Source organism: Lactobacillus sp. ESL0701 (genome assembly GCF_029433445.1).
Lineage (GTDB): Bacteria > Bacillota > Bacilli > Lactobacillales > Lactobacillaceae > Lactobacillus.
Genome location: NZ_JAQTIC010000006.1, coordinates 134,823 through 151,742, shown reverse-complemented (window position 1 = coordinate 151,742; position 16,920 = coordinate 134,823). Strand labels below are relative to the sequence as shown.

17 protein-coding genes and 1 other annotated feature (1 of these 18 cut by a window edge) are annotated in these 16,920 nt (G+C 36.9%); of the genes, 11 read left to right on the top strand and 6 right to left on the bottom strand.

Annotated elements, in window-relative coordinates:
* Window positions 1-11, bottom strand: a binding site (T-box leader) (it extends 231 nt beyond the left edge of the window).
* Between the two features lie 119 nt (window positions 12-130).
* Both PT281_RS06120 and PT281_RS06115 read left to right on the top strand, forming a co-directional pair.
* The gene (locus PT281_RS06120; RefSeq protein WP_277152952.1) at window positions 131-616 is read left to right on the top strand and encodes a hypothetical protein; all 486 of its coding nucleotides are present in this window, start codon (window positions 131-133) and stop codon (window positions 614-616) included.
* A gap of 462 nt (window positions 617-1,078) precedes the next feature.
* Entirely contained in the window at window positions 1,079-1,729 is a 651-nt protein-coding gene (locus tag PT281_RS06115; RefSeq protein WP_277152950.1) for a hypothetical protein, read from the top strand.
* Between the two features lie 240 nt (window positions 1,730-1,969).
* On the opposite strand, the gene cls is transcribed toward PT281_RS06115, so the two are convergent.
* The gene (cls, locus tag PT281_RS06110; RefSeq protein WP_277152948.1) at window positions 1,970-3,427 is read right to left on the bottom strand and encodes a cardiolipin synthase; all 1,458 of its coding nucleotides are present in this window, start codon (window positions 3,425-3,427) and stop codon (window positions 1,970-1,972) included.
* Window positions 3,428-3,450: 23 nt separating this feature from the next.
* Window positions 3,451-4,383 carry an alpha/beta hydrolase gene (locus PT281_RS06105; protein WP_277152946.1) on the bottom strand — a complete coding sequence of 311 codons (933 nt, stop codon included), beginning with the start codon at window positions 4,381-4,383 and terminating at the stop codon, window positions 3,451-3,453.
* Window positions 4,384-4,455: 72 nt separating this feature from the next.
* Between PT281_RS06105 and PT281_RS06100 the strand changes: the two genes are divergently transcribed.
* Window positions 4,456-5,307 carry a ribonuclease H family protein gene (locus tag PT281_RS06100; RefSeq protein ID WP_277152944.1) on the top strand — a complete coding sequence of 284 codons (852 nt, stop codon included), beginning with the start codon at window positions 4,456-4,458 and terminating at the stop codon, window positions 5,305-5,307.
* On the opposite strand, the gene PT281_RS06095 is transcribed toward PT281_RS06100, so the two are convergent.
* Window positions 5,308-6,273 (bottom strand): DUF1002 domain-containing protein, encoded by a 966-nt coding sequence (locus PT281_RS06095; protein ID WP_277152942.1) that lies wholly within the window; start codon window positions 6,271-6,273, stop codon window positions 5,308-5,310. It lies immediately after the preceding gene.
* A 137-nt stretch (window positions 6,274-6,410) separates the two neighbouring features.
* Here PT281_RS06095 and PT281_RS06090 point away from each other — a divergent pair, with 137 nt between their 5' ends.
* The 6 genes from PT281_RS06090 to PT281_RS06065 all read left to right on the top strand — a co-directional run bounded on the left by PT281_RS06090 (window position 6,411) and on the right by PT281_RS06065 (window position 11,264).
* Complete coding sequence (locus tag PT281_RS06090; protein ID WP_277152940.1) at window positions 6,411-7,253, top strand: glycosyltransferase family A protein; 843 nt, start codon at window positions 6,411-6,413, stop codon at window positions 7,251-7,253.
* Window positions 7,250-7,906, top strand: a complete 657-nt coding sequence (locus tag PT281_RS06085) for an alpha/beta hydrolase (RefSeq protein ID WP_277152938.1) — start codon at window positions 7,250-7,252, stop codon at window positions 7,904-7,906. Before PT281_RS06090 ends, PT281_RS06085 begins: the two co-directional genes overlap by 4 nt.
* A gap of 114 nt (window positions 7,907-8,020) precedes the next feature.
* Window positions 8,021-9,001: a ribose-phosphate pyrophosphokinase gene (locus tag PT281_RS06080; RefSeq protein ID WP_277152936.1), complete on the top strand. Its 981-nt coding sequence runs from the start codon at window positions 8,021-8,023 to the stop codon at window positions 8,999-9,001.
* Window positions 9,002-9,171: 170 nt separating this feature from the next.
* Window positions 9,172-9,855: a TetR/AcrR family transcriptional regulator gene (locus PT281_RS06075; protein WP_277152934.1), complete on the top strand. Its 684-nt coding sequence runs from the start codon at window positions 9,172-9,174 to the stop codon at window positions 9,853-9,855.
* 11 nt (window positions 9,856-9,866) lie between these two features.
* Window positions 9,867-10,697 carry a hypothetical protein gene (locus PT281_RS06070; RefSeq protein WP_277152932.1) on the top strand — a complete coding sequence of 277 codons (831 nt, stop codon included), beginning with the start codon at window positions 9,867-9,869 and terminating at the stop codon, window positions 10,695-10,697.
* Window positions 10,698-10,769: 72 nt separating this feature from the next.
* The gene (locus tag PT281_RS06065) at window positions 10,770-11,264 is read left to right on the top strand and encodes a GNAT family N-acetyltransferase (RefSeq protein WP_277152930.1); all 495 of its coding nucleotides are present in this window, start codon (window positions 10,770-10,772) and stop codon (window positions 11,262-11,264) included.
* Between the two features lie 436 nt (window positions 11,265-11,700).
* Here the strand turns inward: PT281_RS06065 and PT281_RS06060 are convergent, their stop codons facing one another.
* The 3 genes from PT281_RS06060 to PT281_RS06050 form a co-directional block, all read right to left on the bottom strand.
* Window positions 11,701-12,684 (bottom strand): CAP domain-containing protein, encoded by a 984-nt coding sequence (locus PT281_RS06060; protein WP_277152928.1) that lies wholly within the window; start codon window positions 12,682-12,684, stop codon window positions 11,701-11,703.
* A gap of 536 nt (window positions 12,685-13,220) precedes the next feature.
* A complete protein-coding gene (locus PT281_RS06055; protein WP_277152927.1) occupies window positions 13,221-13,757 on the bottom strand; it encodes a hypothetical protein in 537 nt (178 codons plus the stop codon).
* Window positions 13,758-13,960: 203 nt separating this feature from the next.
* Window positions 13,961-14,806 (bottom strand): Rgg/GadR/MutR family transcriptional regulator, encoded by an 846-nt coding sequence (locus PT281_RS06050; RefSeq protein ID WP_277152925.1) that lies wholly within the window; start codon window positions 14,804-14,806, stop codon window positions 13,961-13,963.
* 105 nt (window positions 14,807-14,911) lie between these two features.
* Here PT281_RS06050 and traF point away from each other — a divergent pair, with 105 nt between their 5' ends.
* Window positions 14,912-15,409: a conjugal transfer protein TraF gene (traF, locus tag PT281_RS06045; protein WP_277152924.1), complete on the top strand. Its 498-nt coding sequence runs from the start codon at window positions 14,912-14,914 to the stop codon at window positions 15,407-15,409.
* A 409-nt stretch (window positions 15,410-15,818) separates the two neighbouring features.
* A complete protein-coding gene (locus tag PT281_RS06040; RefSeq protein ID WP_277130909.1) occupies window positions 15,819-16,904 on the top strand; it encodes a D-alanine--D-alanine ligase family protein in 1,086 nt (361 codons plus the stop codon).
* Window positions 16,905-16,920 lie beyond the last annotated feature (16 nt).

Here is a 16,920-nt window from a genome sequence, read left to right as displayed (position 1 = left end):
ATTGCATTTATTGTAATGATATTTAACACTAATTTTAATAAAATTGCAAGCAAAAATTAATTATATTCGATATAACTATCGAAATTGAGCCACTCTGTTATAATAAGGAATAATAGCGAGGAGAATTTTTATGGCAAATTCGACATTTTTATACTTTCTTTTTGATGCTGTGGTGTTTGCTTACACCTGTTACAGCTGGTTCTGGCAAGCAAGCATTGACTTGAAGGGACGATATCGGACTTCATCAATTGTCTGGACAGTAATAATCATTTGGGCCGGCTTTGCCTGGGAATTTTTAGAAAAAAGCGATCCGGGTCTAAGTATGTTCCTGGCCATCTTTTTACTAATGGGAATTATTGATGGTTTTTCCGGGTTAACACCCAAAAGGGCAGTGGTTTCAGGATACTTTAGGCGGACGGTTTCTTATCAAGATATTGCCCTAGTGACTTTAATTAAGGTGCCCAATCCTAAGAAAAAAATGGTGATTTGCATTCTGACTACTAATAAACACCAGCAATATTACCTACGATTCTCTGAAGGGGTTGCGCAAATTATTGCCGTCCTGAAAAACCGCATCGGTCATAATGTTCGAATTGAAGTTCAAGATATTTTATAAATAAAAAAGGCAGTTAAATAAATTTTTGATATGAACCCCGAAATTAAGACAACCAATTTCGGGGTTTTACTATGCTTAAATTAACTAAACAAGACAAATATTTATAATTTATGGAAAAACTATCTTGTTGGTTCAAAGTTACCAAGAAAAAAGTTTGTGAAATTCTTATGCTTTTAACTATTTCATAAATTATATCAATTTGATTATGACAACTAAAAATCAATTTAGTTTTAAAGGTTGATAGCAAAAATATATTTCTGTAGTTGTTGAGATGGTTATTAATTTGAACACATTTTAAAAATATCAATAAATTATTTTTAATTTTCAAAATAATTTGACATAAAATTGAACTATAATTACAATTATAAATATTTAAAGCAGGTTAAATATTTATATATACATGAAAAGTAAAAATAAGATAATTATATTTATAGTTTTAATTATAATGAATGAGGAGTCTTTATGAATAAATCTAAATTTATGAAAATGAGCGTTAGCTTAGCAGGTGTAGTATTAATGCTTGCTGAAAGTACGATGCCTGTAATTGCTAGAACTAATAAAATTTCTCCTGTTGTTCATAGTACAGTTTGTCCAGTAACAGGAGTAACCAATTTACATACGCATTATTCTGGAAAGACACATAAGATAACATTTAAAGGGGACGTGAGTGGTGTTACTAAAATAGCTTTTAAATATAATAATCGAGTTATTAAAAGTGTTAAGGTTCATAAAAACTTTAACACTACGTTAGCCTTTCATGGATATAAGACCTTTAAAATTTGTGATGCTTCTAATAACAATGTGCTTAGCAAAATTTCTGCAACTAAATATGCAACTAAGAAGCCTAATGTTTATTCACTGAGAGAGGAAAATAATAGATTACAGGTGCAGGTGTATGGCAAAAAAGGCGATATTATAAAAATTTGGAAGAATAGGAAACCTATATTGAGTAAGAAGGTTATTTCTTCAGGAATAACTACTGTGTCGGTAGCAAATAGTAAATTCTCCAATAAAGCTAAAATTAGCCTGACTGTGCATACTCTTGGTAAGAAGACCAGTAAGCCGTATACACTGTATAAATTGGATAAAAATCAGCAAAATATCTATAATTAATTATAGATTCTTATATTAAAATAGTGGTATTTATATTTTAGTTATGTAATACCTATTTATTCCCAAATTAACTACAGAATACTGTGAACTTTTCTGGTGGGCAGGGGGAGCTTTCCAGTCTTCTATAGCAAAAACATTGAAGAATATAACTGAAATAGATGCAACTTTATCAATTTTTACAACTTGAACAAAATAAAAAAGCTTTTACAGATAAGTGTAAAGGCTTATTTTTTTGTTCAATTATAGAATCGGGGATAACATTCTAGAAAAACTCTGCAAAGTGCGCAGCCAGCGACCTTGCTTGGCTATCATGTCTGGCGTGAGCAAAGTTGACTGCTTCATGTCTTCTTCAAAGGCATGAGCGACCTCACTGGTGAAGTTCTTGTCATAAAAAATCGCAATGTCCTCAAAATTCAGGTCGTAAGAACGATAATCTTGGTTCATGGAACCAACAGTTGCAAAGTCATCATCAACGACAATTGTCTTGGCATGGATAAAGCCATGATTGTAAATATAAATCTTGACGCCATAACGTGACAATTCATTGGCGTACCACTGGGTTGCCCGGTAAATGAACGGGTGGTCCGGCTTGCACGGAATCATAATGCGCAAGTCAACTCCCGACATGGCAATTGTCTGCAGAGTCGCAAACATGGCATCGTCAGGGATTAAGTAAGGTGTTTGCAGCCAAAGTCGCGTTTTGGCTTGCGACATTAACTTCATAATTCCGTTGCGCATGTTGGCGTTGTAATGATCGGGACCATCGGAAATGATTTGCGTTGCAACATCGCCGGGGTGGATTTCGTTTTCATCTAAGTCAGGGAAAAGCAGGTGGTTAAAGGTAATCAGCTGACTATCTTTTTGAATTGAAGCATTCCAGTCCATGACGAACCGTTCTTGAAGCAGCAGTGAAGCTGAACCAACGATGCGCACCTGGCTGTCGCGCCAGTAGCCGAATTTCTTTTTGCGGCTTAAATACTGGTCACCAATATTAAAACCACCAGTCCATGAAATCTTACCATCAACAACCACAATCTTGCGGTGCAGGTGGTAATTAATCCGGTACCGCGTAATCATGTTGCGTGATGTAACAAAGGGCAGAACCTGCCCGCCGACTTGGCATAGTTGGTTAAACCATGACTTAGTTGCCCCCATTGACCCCCAAGCATCGTAAAGAACGCGGACGGTCACGCCCTCGCAGGCTTTTCTAATCAGTAAATCGAGGATTTCGTTGCCAATATCATCGTTATAGAAAGTATAAAATTCCACGTTGATCGTTTCACGGGCATTTTTAATATCCTGAATCATGTCGGCAAACATTGGTTGACCATCAGTATAGAGCTTGACCTGATTGTTCTTACTTAATGGCGATTCGCCTTGCCGATCGAAGAAGTGAACGACCATCTTGGCCTTGTTAGAAGTATCTGATGAACTAATCTTCTTGGGCGCCTTAGTGATTGACTTTTGGACGTTGCGCAGACCGATGTGGTGCTGCTTATTAATGGCGAAGATGTTTTCTTGCGAAATTCCCCGACCAAAAAAGCCGTACATAATCATTCCAATTACTGGAAAGACAAGTAGGATAATTAGCCAGGCCCACGTTGTCGAAACAGACCGGCGTCTATGAAAGACAATGTAAAAGGCGAGAATAGTGTTGGTAATAACGATGATACGCGCAATGTCGCGAAGCAGACTCACGGAAATCCTCCAAAATAAAAAAGTTACTGTGTCAGACCGATAAATTTATCGACAATTTTGATAACGAACGGATTATCATGCATCCAGCTGTGCTCGGCGTATTTTTGTCCACGAATTTCAACTTCGTGGTATGAATGAGCGCCAGGTGCTAGAATGTAGCGAATACTTTTAGCAGAAATAACGGAAATGAACTTGTCGCTGTTGGTGTTGTCTAGGACATTGCCATAGATATTCAAGACCGAGATGTCGGGGTTGAACCGCTTGCGCCTAAGCAAAAGGTAAATGTAATGCGGATTGATTACCTTAGGGCGACCATTGGCGTTGAGCCCATTGACGTTAGGAATGTCGCCCATGTAGGTGACACCATCAAACGGTCCAGCAATCAGGGCACATTTGGTTAGCCGCGGGAAGTTCTTCTTGCGGTAAGTGCGCATTTCGGTCCGGACAATGCAAGGACAGGCCAATGAATGAGCAACAGCCATGTAATTTTTAAAGTGAAATTTTTGTGCCAGGAAGGGCAGCAGCATGCGCAGATAATAATCAATCGCGTAGATACCGATTAATCGCTGGCGGAAAACGACTTGAACGATTGGATGTAAATCACTAGTCCAGGTACCTTCGAGTTTAAAATTACCCAATAAATCGATGGTTACTTTAAGATATTTAGGATTATCCTTATCCTTTAAAGCTTGCTTAACCATCACGTTGGTTGTGTAATCGCCGCCGCGAAAGCCGTGAAAGTAGAGCACGGGTATTTGGTCAAAGTTACCAGTTTTTTCTTCAATTACAGCCTTGTCGTCAATGTGCTTTTTGTGCAAGTGCAAGAGCGACCTAGTGGGAGCAATGCTGGCCAAGATTGCCAAAAGGAGCATATTAAACCGACTGGGTTCTTCAGATAGATTATGTTTGCGATTTTTTTCTGCTTCTTCCTTATATTTTTTGGTATTGAAGAACATTGCGCCCACCTTTAAAATAATAATTAATTATATTCTAACATTGCCAACAACTTTTTAGTAAATGAGGTACATATGAAATTTTACGCCGTAAAAAAAGGCCGTGTTCCTGGAATTTATCGTACGTGGGATGCAGCTAAAAAGCAAGTCGATGGGTTCTCTAATGCAGTCTATAAATCTTTTAAAGAGGAAGCTGATGCAATAGAATACATGGACTGGCTGCAAAACAAGTCATCAAAGCAAAGTGAGGAAGCTGCGGTACTTAAGCCAGTACACCAAAATATTGCTTCAAGTAAGCCGCTGCCTCAGAGCGAAGATACATTAGAAAATGCGCTTGCTAAAATTCAAGCTTTCAGTAAGCAAGTTAAGTCCCAGCCGTCAGTCAAGCCAGCAATTAAAAAAGCACCCAAGAAAACTCGGGTGCATCAGGAACAGACTTATTTTGCGACAATTTATACAGATGGTGGGACACGCAATACCGGTAATTATAAGGGCGGTCATGTTAAGTCAACGGATAAGGCGGCTTGGGCTTACCTAATCGAATGGCAGGAAAATGACCAGCCTAAGTCGACTTACGGCACAAACGGTGAGTTTGGTGCTACCAACAATAAGATGGAATTAACCGCCTTAATTGAAGCCCTTAAGAAGCTGCTTGAACTAAAGTTTAATACCAAACCGCTCTTGTTTGTGCTTGATTCACAGTACGTCTTAAATCCGATTACTAAGGGCTGGCTCAAAAATTGGAAAAGGCAGGGCTGGCACAAGAGTTCTAAGGGCGAAATTGCTAACTTAGCTGGGTGGCAGGAATTAGATAGCCTGCTTAACCAGTTTACCAACGCCAATTTTGAGTGGACCAAAGGTCATGCTAATAATCGCGGTAATGAGTTTGTTGATCATACTTTGAATAAGTTTATGGATCAGATGTAATTACCTGATGGTAACAATCGTGCCGCCGAATAAATGACCAAAGAAGCTGGTAATATTGTCCCAAAGCTGCTCAAACCAGTTGCGGTTCTCTTGAGTGTTGAGCTTATTGAAAATATCCTTGGCGTTCTTTTCAATTCCTTTAGAGAGGGTAGCAGCCTGTTCTTTGAAGTTGTGGTTCTTTAAGGCGCCAGAATCACGGACTTCAATCAGCACATTAATGATTTGTTGCTTTTGGTTGTTATTAATAGTATTGCCAAGATGGTTGATGTTGATTTGATTATTGACAATATCGTGAATTTGACTGTCAGAAATGTTGTTGCCGATCTTGCCCATTTCTTGTTTAGCACCAGCAATCGCATTGTTTAATTGAGCATCGGTGTAACCATCTTTATCCTTGTTTTCCTTAGTGATTTTGCTTAAAGTGCCCATCTCATCTTGGGCGGCATTTACTTGGCTTTGGTTTAAATGGTTGCCGTTCTTGGCATAAGCGGCATAAACTCCAGCTAAAGCTCCAGAACCATCGATTGGCACGGCACTGGTCACATAAATGTTGGCGTCGGCAATTCCGGCAGTTAGAGCAGCGTTTTTGTATTGGTTAGCGGTAATTGTTGTAATGTTGTTATTACCTTTGTAATCTAAAATCTGCACATTGATGCCACTGCCGCTTGCTGTCTTCTGGATCATCGCGCTTGACCAAACTCCCGAGCTAGTAGTGAAGTTATCGCCTGATGGATTAAGGTACTTGACGAGGTCGGAGCCATCAATTGTGATTGTTTGGTAACTGGCACCATTAAGTGGTCCGGTTAAGGTCTTTAGGGTACCGTCACGCTGGGCATCCGTTAAGGATGTGCCTAGGCAGACAATTGGCAATTCATCAGCCTTTGCCGTTTGTCTTGGCACAGAAACTGTACAGATTGCAATTAGGGAAACGATTAATGTTGTTAGTATTGAAATTGTTTTTTTCATAAGAATCTTAACTCCTTTTGATGTCTTAATTATAATAGGTAGTTATAATAAAAGGTCAAGTTACGATTTCGTGTCGTTTATTTTACGTTTTTTTAATATCTTAGATGGTATAATAAACATAATATTGAGGAGGACCTATGCTCAAGCAACCCGAATTAACTATCATTATGCCAGTGTACAATGTTGCTAAATATCTAGCGCGGGCGTTAGATCACTTAGCGGGGCAGAATGACAAGAACTTTAAGCTGCTGATTGTCAATGATGGCTCAACAGATAATACACGTGAAATAGCCGAGAGTTACCAAGATCGCTTTCGCTATTTTAAAATTATTAATAAACCAAACGGCGGTTTGTCCGATGCCCGTAATGTCGGCTTAAAGAATGTCGATACCCCGTATGTGACTTTTCATGATGGTGATGATTGGGTGGATCCCGATTATACGGCATTTTTTGTGCAAGCTTTTCATGCGCATCCGGATGCGGCCATGGTTTCGTGTGGCTTTTGGCTGGATTATGAAAACAAGGCAGGTTCAATTCCAGTAACGAAAAAGGTCGTTCATGGGATGAAGCCGAAGTTTAGGACATATCAACTCGTTAGTAATCCTCTTGGCTCGTTATTTAACAATCGCATTTTAGCGACGTCAGTTAAGGGTTATACGTGGAATAAGGGCTATAAAATTGCAGTCATCCGCCAGCATCATTTGCAGTTTGTGGAAGACCTTGCTTTTATGGAAGACCAGATTTTCAATGTCCAGTATTTGTCACTGACTGAAGGATTCTATTGTGATAGTCGGCCGCTGTATCACTATTGGCAGCGTAAGGACAGTATGGTGCACAATTTTAACCTAAAAATGATCCCAGATGACTTCAAGGCTAATTATCTTGTAGCTAAAATTGTGGCGCGGAGCTTGTGGCGTGAGCATCAGCAAAAGCAGCAGAAACAGCACTTAATTGAAGCAAGTGAGAGGGATAGGCGATGATAGAAAAGGTTAACGGTAACGAACTTTACTATAATAAACTAGGTCAGGGTGCGCCGCTCTTATTATTGCATGGACACCACTTAGATGGCGGGATGTTCGATCAAGTAGTTGCCCCGTTATCGCTTTATTACACGGTCTATGTGCTAGATATGCGGGGTCATGGCTTAAGTCAGGGTGAAGTTGCCGAGCATTACCAAACAGAAGTTGAAGATTTGGCGGCTTTTATTAAGCAGGTTGATATTCGCGGCTGTTATTGCTTTGGCTTTGACGCTGGCGGACTTGTTGCTATGATGCTCGCCAGTCAAGACCAGCAGATTTTTAAAAAATTAATGGTTGCCGGCGTCTTCGTCAATGGTAACGGCATTCGGTCTTACCATTACCTAACTGAAGGCGTTTTGCGGTACTTGCATTTTGACCGTGACAGTCAGGTAGAATTAACTGAGAGCTTTATGTCCGTTGACAGTTTGAAGGCAATAAAAATTCCAACTTATTGCGTTGTCGGTGAAAAGGACTGGGTCAAGGTTGATCATGTCCGCTGGTATAGCCAGATAATTCCACAAGGTCAGTTAATAGTCATGCCGCGGCAAAAGCATGATAGCTATGCGGTAAATAGTTTTAAATTGTTAAACTTGATGGAAGACTTTTTCAAATAAAGCTGGGGGTAATTCCCAGCTTTTTTTGTTAGAATTTATCCCTTTCCTAGTCAGGAAGAGTATTTTTTGGTTATAATAGACGAAAAGATAGTATTTTTTGATAAAGAGGTAGCTATGAACAAGGAAGAAATCTTGGAATTAATGCATCCAATGAAGTTGATTGGTCTAGGTGGGAATCCAGCTTTAAATGAGAAAATTGCGGCAATTTTGAAAAAGCCGTTGATTGAAACCGCGGTTCAACATTTTAGCGATGGTGAAATTCAAGTAAATATCGGTGAAAGTGTCAGAGGCTGTGACGTTTTTGTTATCCAATCGATTCAAGATCCAGTTAACGAAAACTTTATGGAATTAGAAATCACGTTAGATGCTTTACACCGTGCATCAGCTCACCGAGTTAACGTAGTGGTGCCATACTTAGCATATTCACGCTCTGATACTAAGACGCGTTCAAGAGAACCAATTACTGCTAAATTAGTTGCTAACTTGTTGCAATTAACGGGCATGGATCACTTAATTGCACTTGATTTACATGCTTCACAAATTCAAGGTTTTTATAATGTGCCAGTTGACCACTTGCACGCGCTGCCGCTTTTGGGTCAATACTTTATGGATAATGGTATTGTTTCTAAAGATGATGACGATTTAGTAATTGTTTCACCTGATCATTCTGGTGCAAAATTGGCGCGGAACTTTGGGCAAATTTTTAATGCACCAATTGCAATTGTTGACCAGCGTCACGCTCGCTATGATGAAGACGTGCACGACATGATTGGTGATGTTAAGGATAAAAAGTGTATTGTTGTAGATGATTTGATTGATACTGGCTCACGAATTGCTTCTTCAACCAAGTCAGTTATGGCTGCAGGTGCTAAGAAAGTTTACGTTGCCGCAACTCATGCATTATTGTCACAAGATGCGACAGAAGTCTTGAATGAACTGCCAATTGAGCAAATTGTTGTTACTGATACAATTAAGCATAAACGCTATCCAGACAGAATGGTTCGGATTTCAGTTGACTTGCTTTTAGCACGAGGAATTAACTGTGTTTATAATGACCGCTCAATGCACTCAATTAATGAAAGCGATTTTAAATAAAGAGCGTCAGATAAGCTACCAATGTTAAACACTGCCATTGTTCTCTAGTAAAGAACAAATATAAATTTAATATTATGAAACTTTTAATTAATATTAGTACATATTTGTTTATTTATTCCACATCATTGTTATAATAAAACAAGATGTATAGGAAAACGGAGAGAAAAATTATGGCAAGACGAAAAAATTTAGAGAGACGAAGAATAATACTAAGTAATACATTTCATTTAATTAGAGAGAATGGAATGGATAATGTTTCTTTTCAAATGATTGCAGAGAAGTCGGGAATTTCTAAGTCCCTGCTGCAGTCATATTATTCGCATAAGTCTAAGTTGATTGATGACGTTGTTCGCAATCTACTCAACACTTTGGATAGGCAAGTTGAAAAGTTTAACCAAACTGATGATAGTGATATTTGTGCTCGGACGAAGGCATTTATCTATACGATTGCAAAATTAGGAGTTTATGATCGCGGGCTAGACCGCATCATTTCTGAAGTCTTCAAGAGTAATGAAACGCTTGATAATTGGAGCCGAATGCTAAACGGCTGGATTGAAAACAACCGCTTGTTTGCGGAAGATAATTATAATCTTGATGATGTGCAGACGGGAATTGCTTTTGTAGTTACCGGGGTTGGCCGACTTTATCACGACCGTGATATACGTGGTCTATCAGCAGAACAAATGGCTGACTATGCAACTAGCTCGTTAATGTTTAGCTTTTTGCATTGTTCATCTGAACAAATCAAAACTGCACTTGATGATGGACATAAAATTATCGCTTCAATCGATATTAAAAAGATCTATGACGCAATTGATACCATGTTTGCGGAAGGTAAAGAAATTGTGTGTTAGAAGGGAATAATATGGTAAATGGCGCGCGAACTGGTTTGCGCAGAGTAAATCAAGAACAGAACACCCAATATAAAAAGGTACTGTCCTTTATGATTTTCCTAATTGTGGCACTGATTATGGTTACTGGGACTTTTTTGAATCCTTTATTTATGAAGGGACAAATTAGAACCAGTAACAATGAAGCAGTTGTGGTTAGGCAAGTTAATCGTCATTTTGACACGTTGGCGGAAGTAATAGGCGCTAATCAGAGTGGCAACTCAAATTTATTAACCAGCAAGCAAACCCAGCCAATTGCTGATCACATTATTGATTACACATTTGGTCTTCATTGGTTCAAGTTTGATAATCTGAAACTAGCCAAGCAAATTTTGCATGATATTGACCTAAATATTGATCAAGGCTCGTCTAGTAATGCGCAATTGGTTCAGGAAAAATTAAAAAAGCAAAAAGATAATGCACCACACGAAGTGGTTGCAGCCTTTAGTCTGAATACGATTAGAGTTGGTGCTAATATTGCACTGATCTTGCTCATTATGAATATCGTCATCGTTGTAGTAACGATTATTAGTCTGAAGTCATTAATTGAAGAAATGATGACAATGATGACTACTAAGATGCTCATTCATGATGTTACAGCTGCTGGAATGTGGGCTGGTTTCTGGCTGATTTTAATTGCTGGCTTGCTGGCCTTAATTCCAGTTGTATTCAACGTTAGTGGCTTAGCCGTTTTGGGTTATGTGCTTGAGATTGGCAGCAGTATCTTTTTAGATTTTGTAATTGCTGGCGTCATTGTCTATATTCTGAGTACTATTTTGTGGGAAATTACCTCACCGAATAATTAATAAGAAGGTCCTGCTTTTAAGTAAGCAGGACCTTTTTGGGTAAAAAAATGCATAGATTAATTAGGAGAAATTATGGCAGTTGAATTTATTCCAGCTAAGCAGGCGGATTTACCAGCAATAGTTGCAATTTATAATCAAAATATCGCTAGTAAAAGTGTGACCGCGGATTTGCAGCCAGTTAGTGTCAGTCAGCGTCAGGAATGGTTTAATGGTCATAACGAGAAGCGACCATTATGGATAATTGAGGTTAATGACCAACTTGCTGGATGGCTGAGTTTAGAATCCTTTTATGGAAGAGCAGCTTATCACGCAACAGTTGAAATTAGTATCTATCTTGACCGTAAATTTCAACACCAAGGCTTAGGTACTAAGGCATTAGCATATGCGGCGGCGCAGACTAAGCGGTTAGGAATTAATACTATCTTGGCCTATATTTTTAGTGCTAACAAGGCAAGTCAGGCCTTATTTAAGGCAGCTGGTTATCAGGTTTACGGTCACTTGCCTAAGGTTGCCGACATGGATGGCCGACTGATTGATCTAGACATTTTAGGTAAAAAATTTGGTTAATATTGCAGTGACTTAATAAAAATAATTTAACGATAACAAGCAGATATTATTTTTGCTATAATCATTGTTGAACAATGTAATAAAAGTTTTAAAGGGCGGTGGCTGTTTAATTCCAAGGAGATGGTTGTCTATGGAAACATGGAACAAATTATTGAAAGGGTTAGCAGTTAATGAGCACGTTCGATGTGATTTCTTTGATATTGCAGTTAAGTTTAGTCTTGCTGGCGTTATTGACATATATCAACAGCAACCATCACGACAAATGATTGCAACAAAAAAGACCGTCCCAATCATAACTTTGGCGAGTTATGGGATAGTCTTTTAGTTATCCTATAATTAAGCCACCGCTCTTAAAGGCGGAGCTATTTGCTTAAAGAAGTTCTATTAGTGTAGAACTTCTTTTTTAATTATAACAATATTTAACAGGTTGGGCGGATTATTCTTGCTTAAATAATTTGAATTTATACTGGCAAATACCACTAACTTTAACCTCGTATTCGTGACCTGCAATTAGAGGCGTTGTACCTGGCAGATAAGTAATAATTGTTTCAAAATTGCCGTAGCCAACGTCCCGATAATTAGTTACATTGGTTGCTTGATAAGTTTGCGCAGTATCGTTATCCGTAATTGTAATTTGCGGTGTAGTCGTGATGGTTTGATTGGAAAAGTAGAGCGACCAGGCAATTTGCCGATCACTGACTAGTTCTATTGGGAAAAGCCCCTTGCTCGGATAAGTTACCAATTCCTGACTAGCTGGTCGAAAAGCATCGCAGGCATTGAGAACTTTTTGAACAGAATAGCGATAACCATTACTGCCATAAGCTGCTCCCGTACCAATTGAAGACAGGCGTGTTGATAATAGCCATGCCCGGTGCCCGGTGTCAAGACCAGCTAAGTTGTAGCGGTCGGTCAGCAGGTCAGTTATGACGTTCCCGGCAGATTGATTACCGGTATTAAAGTTTAGATTGGCTGTTTTAGAAGTAGTTTGCGCAATTTTCCAAGTGGTCCGTGTGATCTCCTTTGGACGTTTTTCGTAAGGCAAACCATGTTGGTTAATCAGTGGGTTAGCATTTAATGCTGCTAGGACTGCCGCGGTCTTTTGTGATTTTAAATCAGCATTTGAATTTTCAATTACTGGACTTAAGTCAAAAAGACTACGGTAATAATTAATGTAGTCCAGTTGGGTATTCAAATAGCTGGGTGCAAGTATGCCTTCCTTGAAGCGCCGATTCAATTTGGGCTTAGCTTCATAAAGATTGTTGAGATTAAATGGCGTTTTGTTTAGCGCGGCATATTGTTGCTGGAATTGCTCGACTTTATTGGCTTCAGTTGGTGTAAACTCAGCAGCCATAACAGTCGTGCTGCTGATTGGAAATACCAGTAATAGACTAGCAAGCGTAATTAGCAATTTGCGTGACATTCTAAGTCTCCTTCTTGTAAGTATGAGATTATTATAGTCGATCTTTCGTAATTTTTTGATTAAGAATAATAAAAAACGATCCTTTTAAGATCGTCTTTGAATGTTGCAAACAAATAGTATGTTGTGTATATTAGTGTGTTTTATACTGTATTCTATTTATGTAACTATTTTAAAAATTATCTAGATAATGTAAAAATAAATTAATAAATATATTATAGCTCCGATTATTGTATTTGCTAGAGCTACAATCGCTTTTAACTTGTTTTGAGAGAATTTCACTGTAGTATGATTAGCTAAATATTCATGTGAAAATGAAATCAGTATTACGAAAATAAAGAAGAAACTTCCCACTAGCTTAGTTCTATTAGAAGTCAAAAAAATTGAGTTTAGGCTGCTAACTAATGCGATTAATGCAAAGGTTATGGTTATTTGATAATTTGAAATCATTTTTTTCATAATGCACCTCTTGTTTATTAAGATTGCAAAAAGCTGCGATTGTTGAAAATCTCAGCTTTTTGTCTAAGAGTAATTTCTTATTAACATAACAGAGAACCTGCTTGGTATAACAGTCCTATTACTAGTGGAACGATAACAGCTGCTGGTCCAGAAATACCTAGCAAAGCTGCTGCTGCTGCATACATTCCAGAATGAACATACCCAATAAATTGTAAAGCTTTTGCACAGGTGCCCTTATGCTTCTTTCTTAACAAAGGATTATCGTCAATGTTTTTAAACTCGGATGGATGAGCTTTAATAAAGTTATTTATTTTGTTTACAACATTCTTTACTTCGTTAATACTCAAGCCGGTTTTTGCTTCTTTTAATGAAGTAGCTAAATAATCTGTGTCTATAATTTTTATTTGTGGTAATCCTTTAGCATCCTTAACAACGATAAGTGAACCTTGCATTGCTACTGCAACTTTATTAGCCTCAGCCTTTGAAGGTTGGTTACTTGTTTGTGTAACTTTAACAGGTTGTTGAGTTGTAGTTGCTGCTGATACTTGACTAACTGGTACTGCAAACATAGATACTGCCATTGCAGCTGATGATACTAATGTTACTAACTTTTTCATAATAATATACCTCCTAAATAACACTTTTATATTGGTTACACATAATTAATCAACTAAAAACATAAAAAGTCCTCTTAAAAAATTAATCATTTCATATCCTCCTTTCTTATTTCTTCTCAATTTCTACAGTTACTATATTAAGAAAGTAATTTCAAAAATTAAAAATGACGTATTTGCTAATTTGTTACAAATACGTCATTTCTTTATGTGTTTTCTTTCAAAAGGTTTTTGAGTTCGGTACTATATTTTTGCATACCATTTGTTGCAAAATTTGAAATTATTGCGTTACAGATACTTAGCTCTTCAGTTTTAGAATTAATACAATAATTAATTAAATGAATTAAAAAATTTAAAATATTTTTGTAAAAATAATTTTCGGGAAGAATATCAACTTCATTAGCTTTTTTAATAAAAAAGGCTACTTCATCAAATTGTTGTTGCTTAATACAAAGAAGCAAAATATTAATAATTACTGCTAAAATTTTATTTTGTACTTTAGGATCATCATCTATAAAATTATTAACAATTTTTTTAGAAATCATCAAATTAGTAGTCAAGTCAAACCATGCCATACAATTACAGTAAAGATTAATATTATCCTTTGAAAAGTTTTCAACTTCAAAAATTTTTTCCTTCAAAATTTTTTTAGTCTTTGAATCCAAACTGTTATAGTCATTATCTACTAAAGCTATTCCAATATCTACTAATAATAGCTCTTCTTTTTTATTAGATAATTCACTAGTTTCAATCAATTTTCGTACTTGATATAATTTATCTTTAGAATCTATATAATAAGCTTGCTTTATTTTATATTCTATTTCTCTAGTTGCTTTACTTTGTAATTGCATACTACGATCAAATCTATTAAAAAATTTAGTTAGTGAAATCTTGTTATATTGGAGCAACTTAATTAAGTCTTCTGAAGAGATTCTATTTGCACCTTTTTCTACGCGAGCATAAAAAGACGGACTAATTACATTACCTGCCCATTCTTTTTTGGTCTTTGATTGGCTGATACGGAATTCTTTTAACAGCGTTCCTATTTTCATTGTGTTTTCCTTTGCTCAAACTAGCATATATGTCATTTATCATCTTTTATTATGAAATTACTTTATGCTGTTATGCAAGAGGAAAATTAAAGGAGAAAAATATATATGAAGCATAAATTAATTAAACTTATTGCCGCAATTCAACTTACGTTATCATTGTTTGTCTTGCCAATGAATAATGTATCTGCAAGTATAACTAATGCTAATCCGACCTCACAAATTACTAATAATAACAATCTGCTGAAATATCAAGAGCAAATTTATATCAATGCGATTAAGCATTTTAAGAAAATTTCTGTTCAAAAATTAAACAAATTAGTTGGTAAAAAGAAAATTACTGTTTTCTGGGGTAAGAAAAGTTGCCCATTTTGTCGTGCTTTTGTACCTAAATTAGCTAAAATTAGTCATCAACAGCATATGAAAATTTATTATATTGATACAACAAAGACTGACAGCAATTCCGCTTTAAAAAAGGCGCGTAAAAAGTTCAAAGTAACAGGTGTTCCTACACTAATGAAAATAAAAAGTAATAGAAATTTTTTAATTATGGATCGTACGCATATGGACATTATCCATTTCTTAACTAAAAATTATTCTAATTAAGTTAAACTAACTTTTTAGTTTAGTTTTGCTTATGCTACAATAGCCGTATAAAGAAAAAGAACCAAGTTCCAGCTTGGTTCTTAAAAGATGTTCCCGCTTAAAAGGCGGTGGCAAGATTATTTTGACTAAAGAGTCGTCACAAACCTGCTAAAGTATCGGACGGCTTTTTTAGTACAATTATTTTCTGTTGTGTTTGTCGATATAATCGAGCAAAGCAAGAATAAACATACCGAATGTAAACATCAGCGTTAATGCATCCTAAATAGAAAAATCAAAAGCAAATTAGGAAAAAACTAGTTTGCTTTTTTAATCTTTAAAAATATTTCTAAAATTACTCTAATTTAAGTTTTTTCTACTAGCTAATGCCGTATAATTAACAGGTGATAACGATAATTAAGAGGTAAAAATAATGACTAAGAAAACACAAGTTGGGTTAATTTTTGGCGGTAATTCATCGGAATATGAAGTTTCAATTATGTCAGGCCATAATATTTACAAGGCGATTGACAAGGAACGATTTGAAGTACATCCAATTTGGATTACCAATGATGGTTATATTGCTAGTGAGGAAGATTCGTTTAAGGTTCTTGATGATCCTAAATATACGGTAGCTAATCCGCACAAGGTAGCCAATCTGTCTAACTTAAGTGAGTTAGCTAATTTACCGGAAATTGATGTTTTCTTCCCAATTGTCCACGGTAATTTAGGTGAAGACGGTAGTTTACAAGGTTTGTTCCGGATTTTGGATAAGCCATTTGTTGGCGACGATGTGTTAGCTGCCGCAGTTACAATGGATAAGGAATTTACCAAGATTTTGGCTCAACGTGCTGGTGTACCAGTAGCTGACTGGATTGCCATTAAGCGGTTTGAGTATGATGATGAAACTAATCCGAAGCGTGATTATGCCAAGGTTAGTGCCAAGCTTGGCGGCGACTTATTCGTTAAGCCATCTAATCAAGGTTCATCTGTTGGCGTGCACCATGTTACTAATGAAGCTGAGTTCAAAGATGCCTTAGCTGATGCCTTCAAGTATGACGACAAGGTTTTAATTGAAGAAACAATTCACGGTACAGAAGTTGAAACTGCCGTTTTGGGTAATGACCATCCAATCGTGTCAGGTGTTGGTCAAATTATCAATGCCGCAGGGACTTTTTATAGTTATGATAACAAGTACGATGATGATTCCACTTCAAAATTACAAATTCCGGCTGACTTGCCTGAAGATATTGTTGCCAAAGTACGCGACAATGCTATCAAGGTTTATGAAGCAACTGAATGCAGCGGGATGGCTCGGGTTGACTCGACTTTGCGTGCCAGTGACAATAAGATAATTTTAACTGAAATCAATGCCTTGCCAGGTTTTACCAATATTAGTATGTATCCTAAGTTATTTGAAGAAGCTGGTATTCCTTACACTGAATTGATTACACGTTTAATTGATAAAGGAATTGAACGTTACAACCATAAGAAGACTTTACTTCACAAAATTGGTTAATCACTTAGTGCTAGGG

Bases quoted from the DNA above. Each gene is read 5' to 3' on its own strand.
- PT281_RS06120 (WP_277152952.1), top strand. From the start codon at position 131: ATGGCAAATTCGACATTTTTATACTTTCTTTTTGATGCTGTGGTGTTT.
- PT281_RS06115 (WP_277152950.1), top strand. From the start codon at position 1,079: ATGAATAAATCTAAATTTATGAAAATGAGCGTTAGCTTAGCAGGTGTA.
- PT281_RS06105 (WP_277152946.1), bottom strand. From the start codon at position 4,383: ATGTTCTTCAATACCAAAAAATATAAGGAAGAAGCAGAAAAAAATCGC.
- PT281_RS06100 (WP_277152944.1), top strand. From the start codon at position 4,456: ATGAAATTTTACGCCGTAAAAAAAGGCCGTGTTCCTGGAATTTATCGT.
- PT281_RS06095 (WP_277152942.1), bottom strand. From the start codon at position 6,273: ATGAAAAAAACAATTTCAATACTAACAACATTAATCGTTTCCCTAATT.
- PT281_RS06090 (WP_277152940.1), top strand. From the start codon at position 6,411: ATGCTCAAGCAACCCGAATTAACTATCATTATGCCAGTGTACAATGTT.
- PT281_RS06085 (WP_277152938.1), top strand. From the start codon at position 7,250: ATGATAGAAAAGGTTAACGGTAACGAACTTTACTATAATAAACTAGGT.
- PT281_RS06080 (WP_277152936.1), top strand. From the start codon at position 8,021: ATGAACAAGGAAGAAATCTTGGAATTAATGCATCCAATGAAGTTGATT.
- PT281_RS06075 (WP_277152934.1), top strand. From the start codon at position 9,172: ATGGCAAGACGAAAAAATTTAGAGAGACGAAGAATAATACTAAGTAAT.
- PT281_RS06070 (WP_277152932.1), top strand. From the start codon at position 9,867: ATGGTAAATGGCGCGCGAACTGGTTTGCGCAGAGTAAATCAAGAACAG.
- PT281_RS06065 (WP_277152930.1), top strand. From the start codon at position 10,770: ATGGCAGTTGAATTTATTCCAGCTAAGCAGGCGGATTTACCAGCAATA.
- PT281_RS06060 (WP_277152928.1), bottom strand. From the start codon at position 12,684: ATGTCACGCAAATTGCTAATTACGCTTGCTAGTCTATTACTGGTATTT.
- PT281_RS06055 (WP_277152927.1), bottom strand. From the start codon at position 13,757: ATGAAAAAGTTAGTAACATTAGTATCATCAGCTGCAATGGCAGTATCT.
- PT281_RS06050 (WP_277152925.1), bottom strand. From the start codon at position 14,806: ATGAAAATAGGAACGCTGTTAAAAGAATTCCGTATCAGCCAATCAAAG.
- traF (WP_277152924.1), top strand. From the start codon at position 14,912: ATGAAGCATAAATTAATTAAACTTATTGCCGCAATTCAACTTACGTTA.
- PT281_RS06040 (WP_277130909.1), top strand. From the start codon at position 15,819: ATGACTAAGAAAACACAAGTTGGGTTAATTTTTGGCGGTAATTCATCG.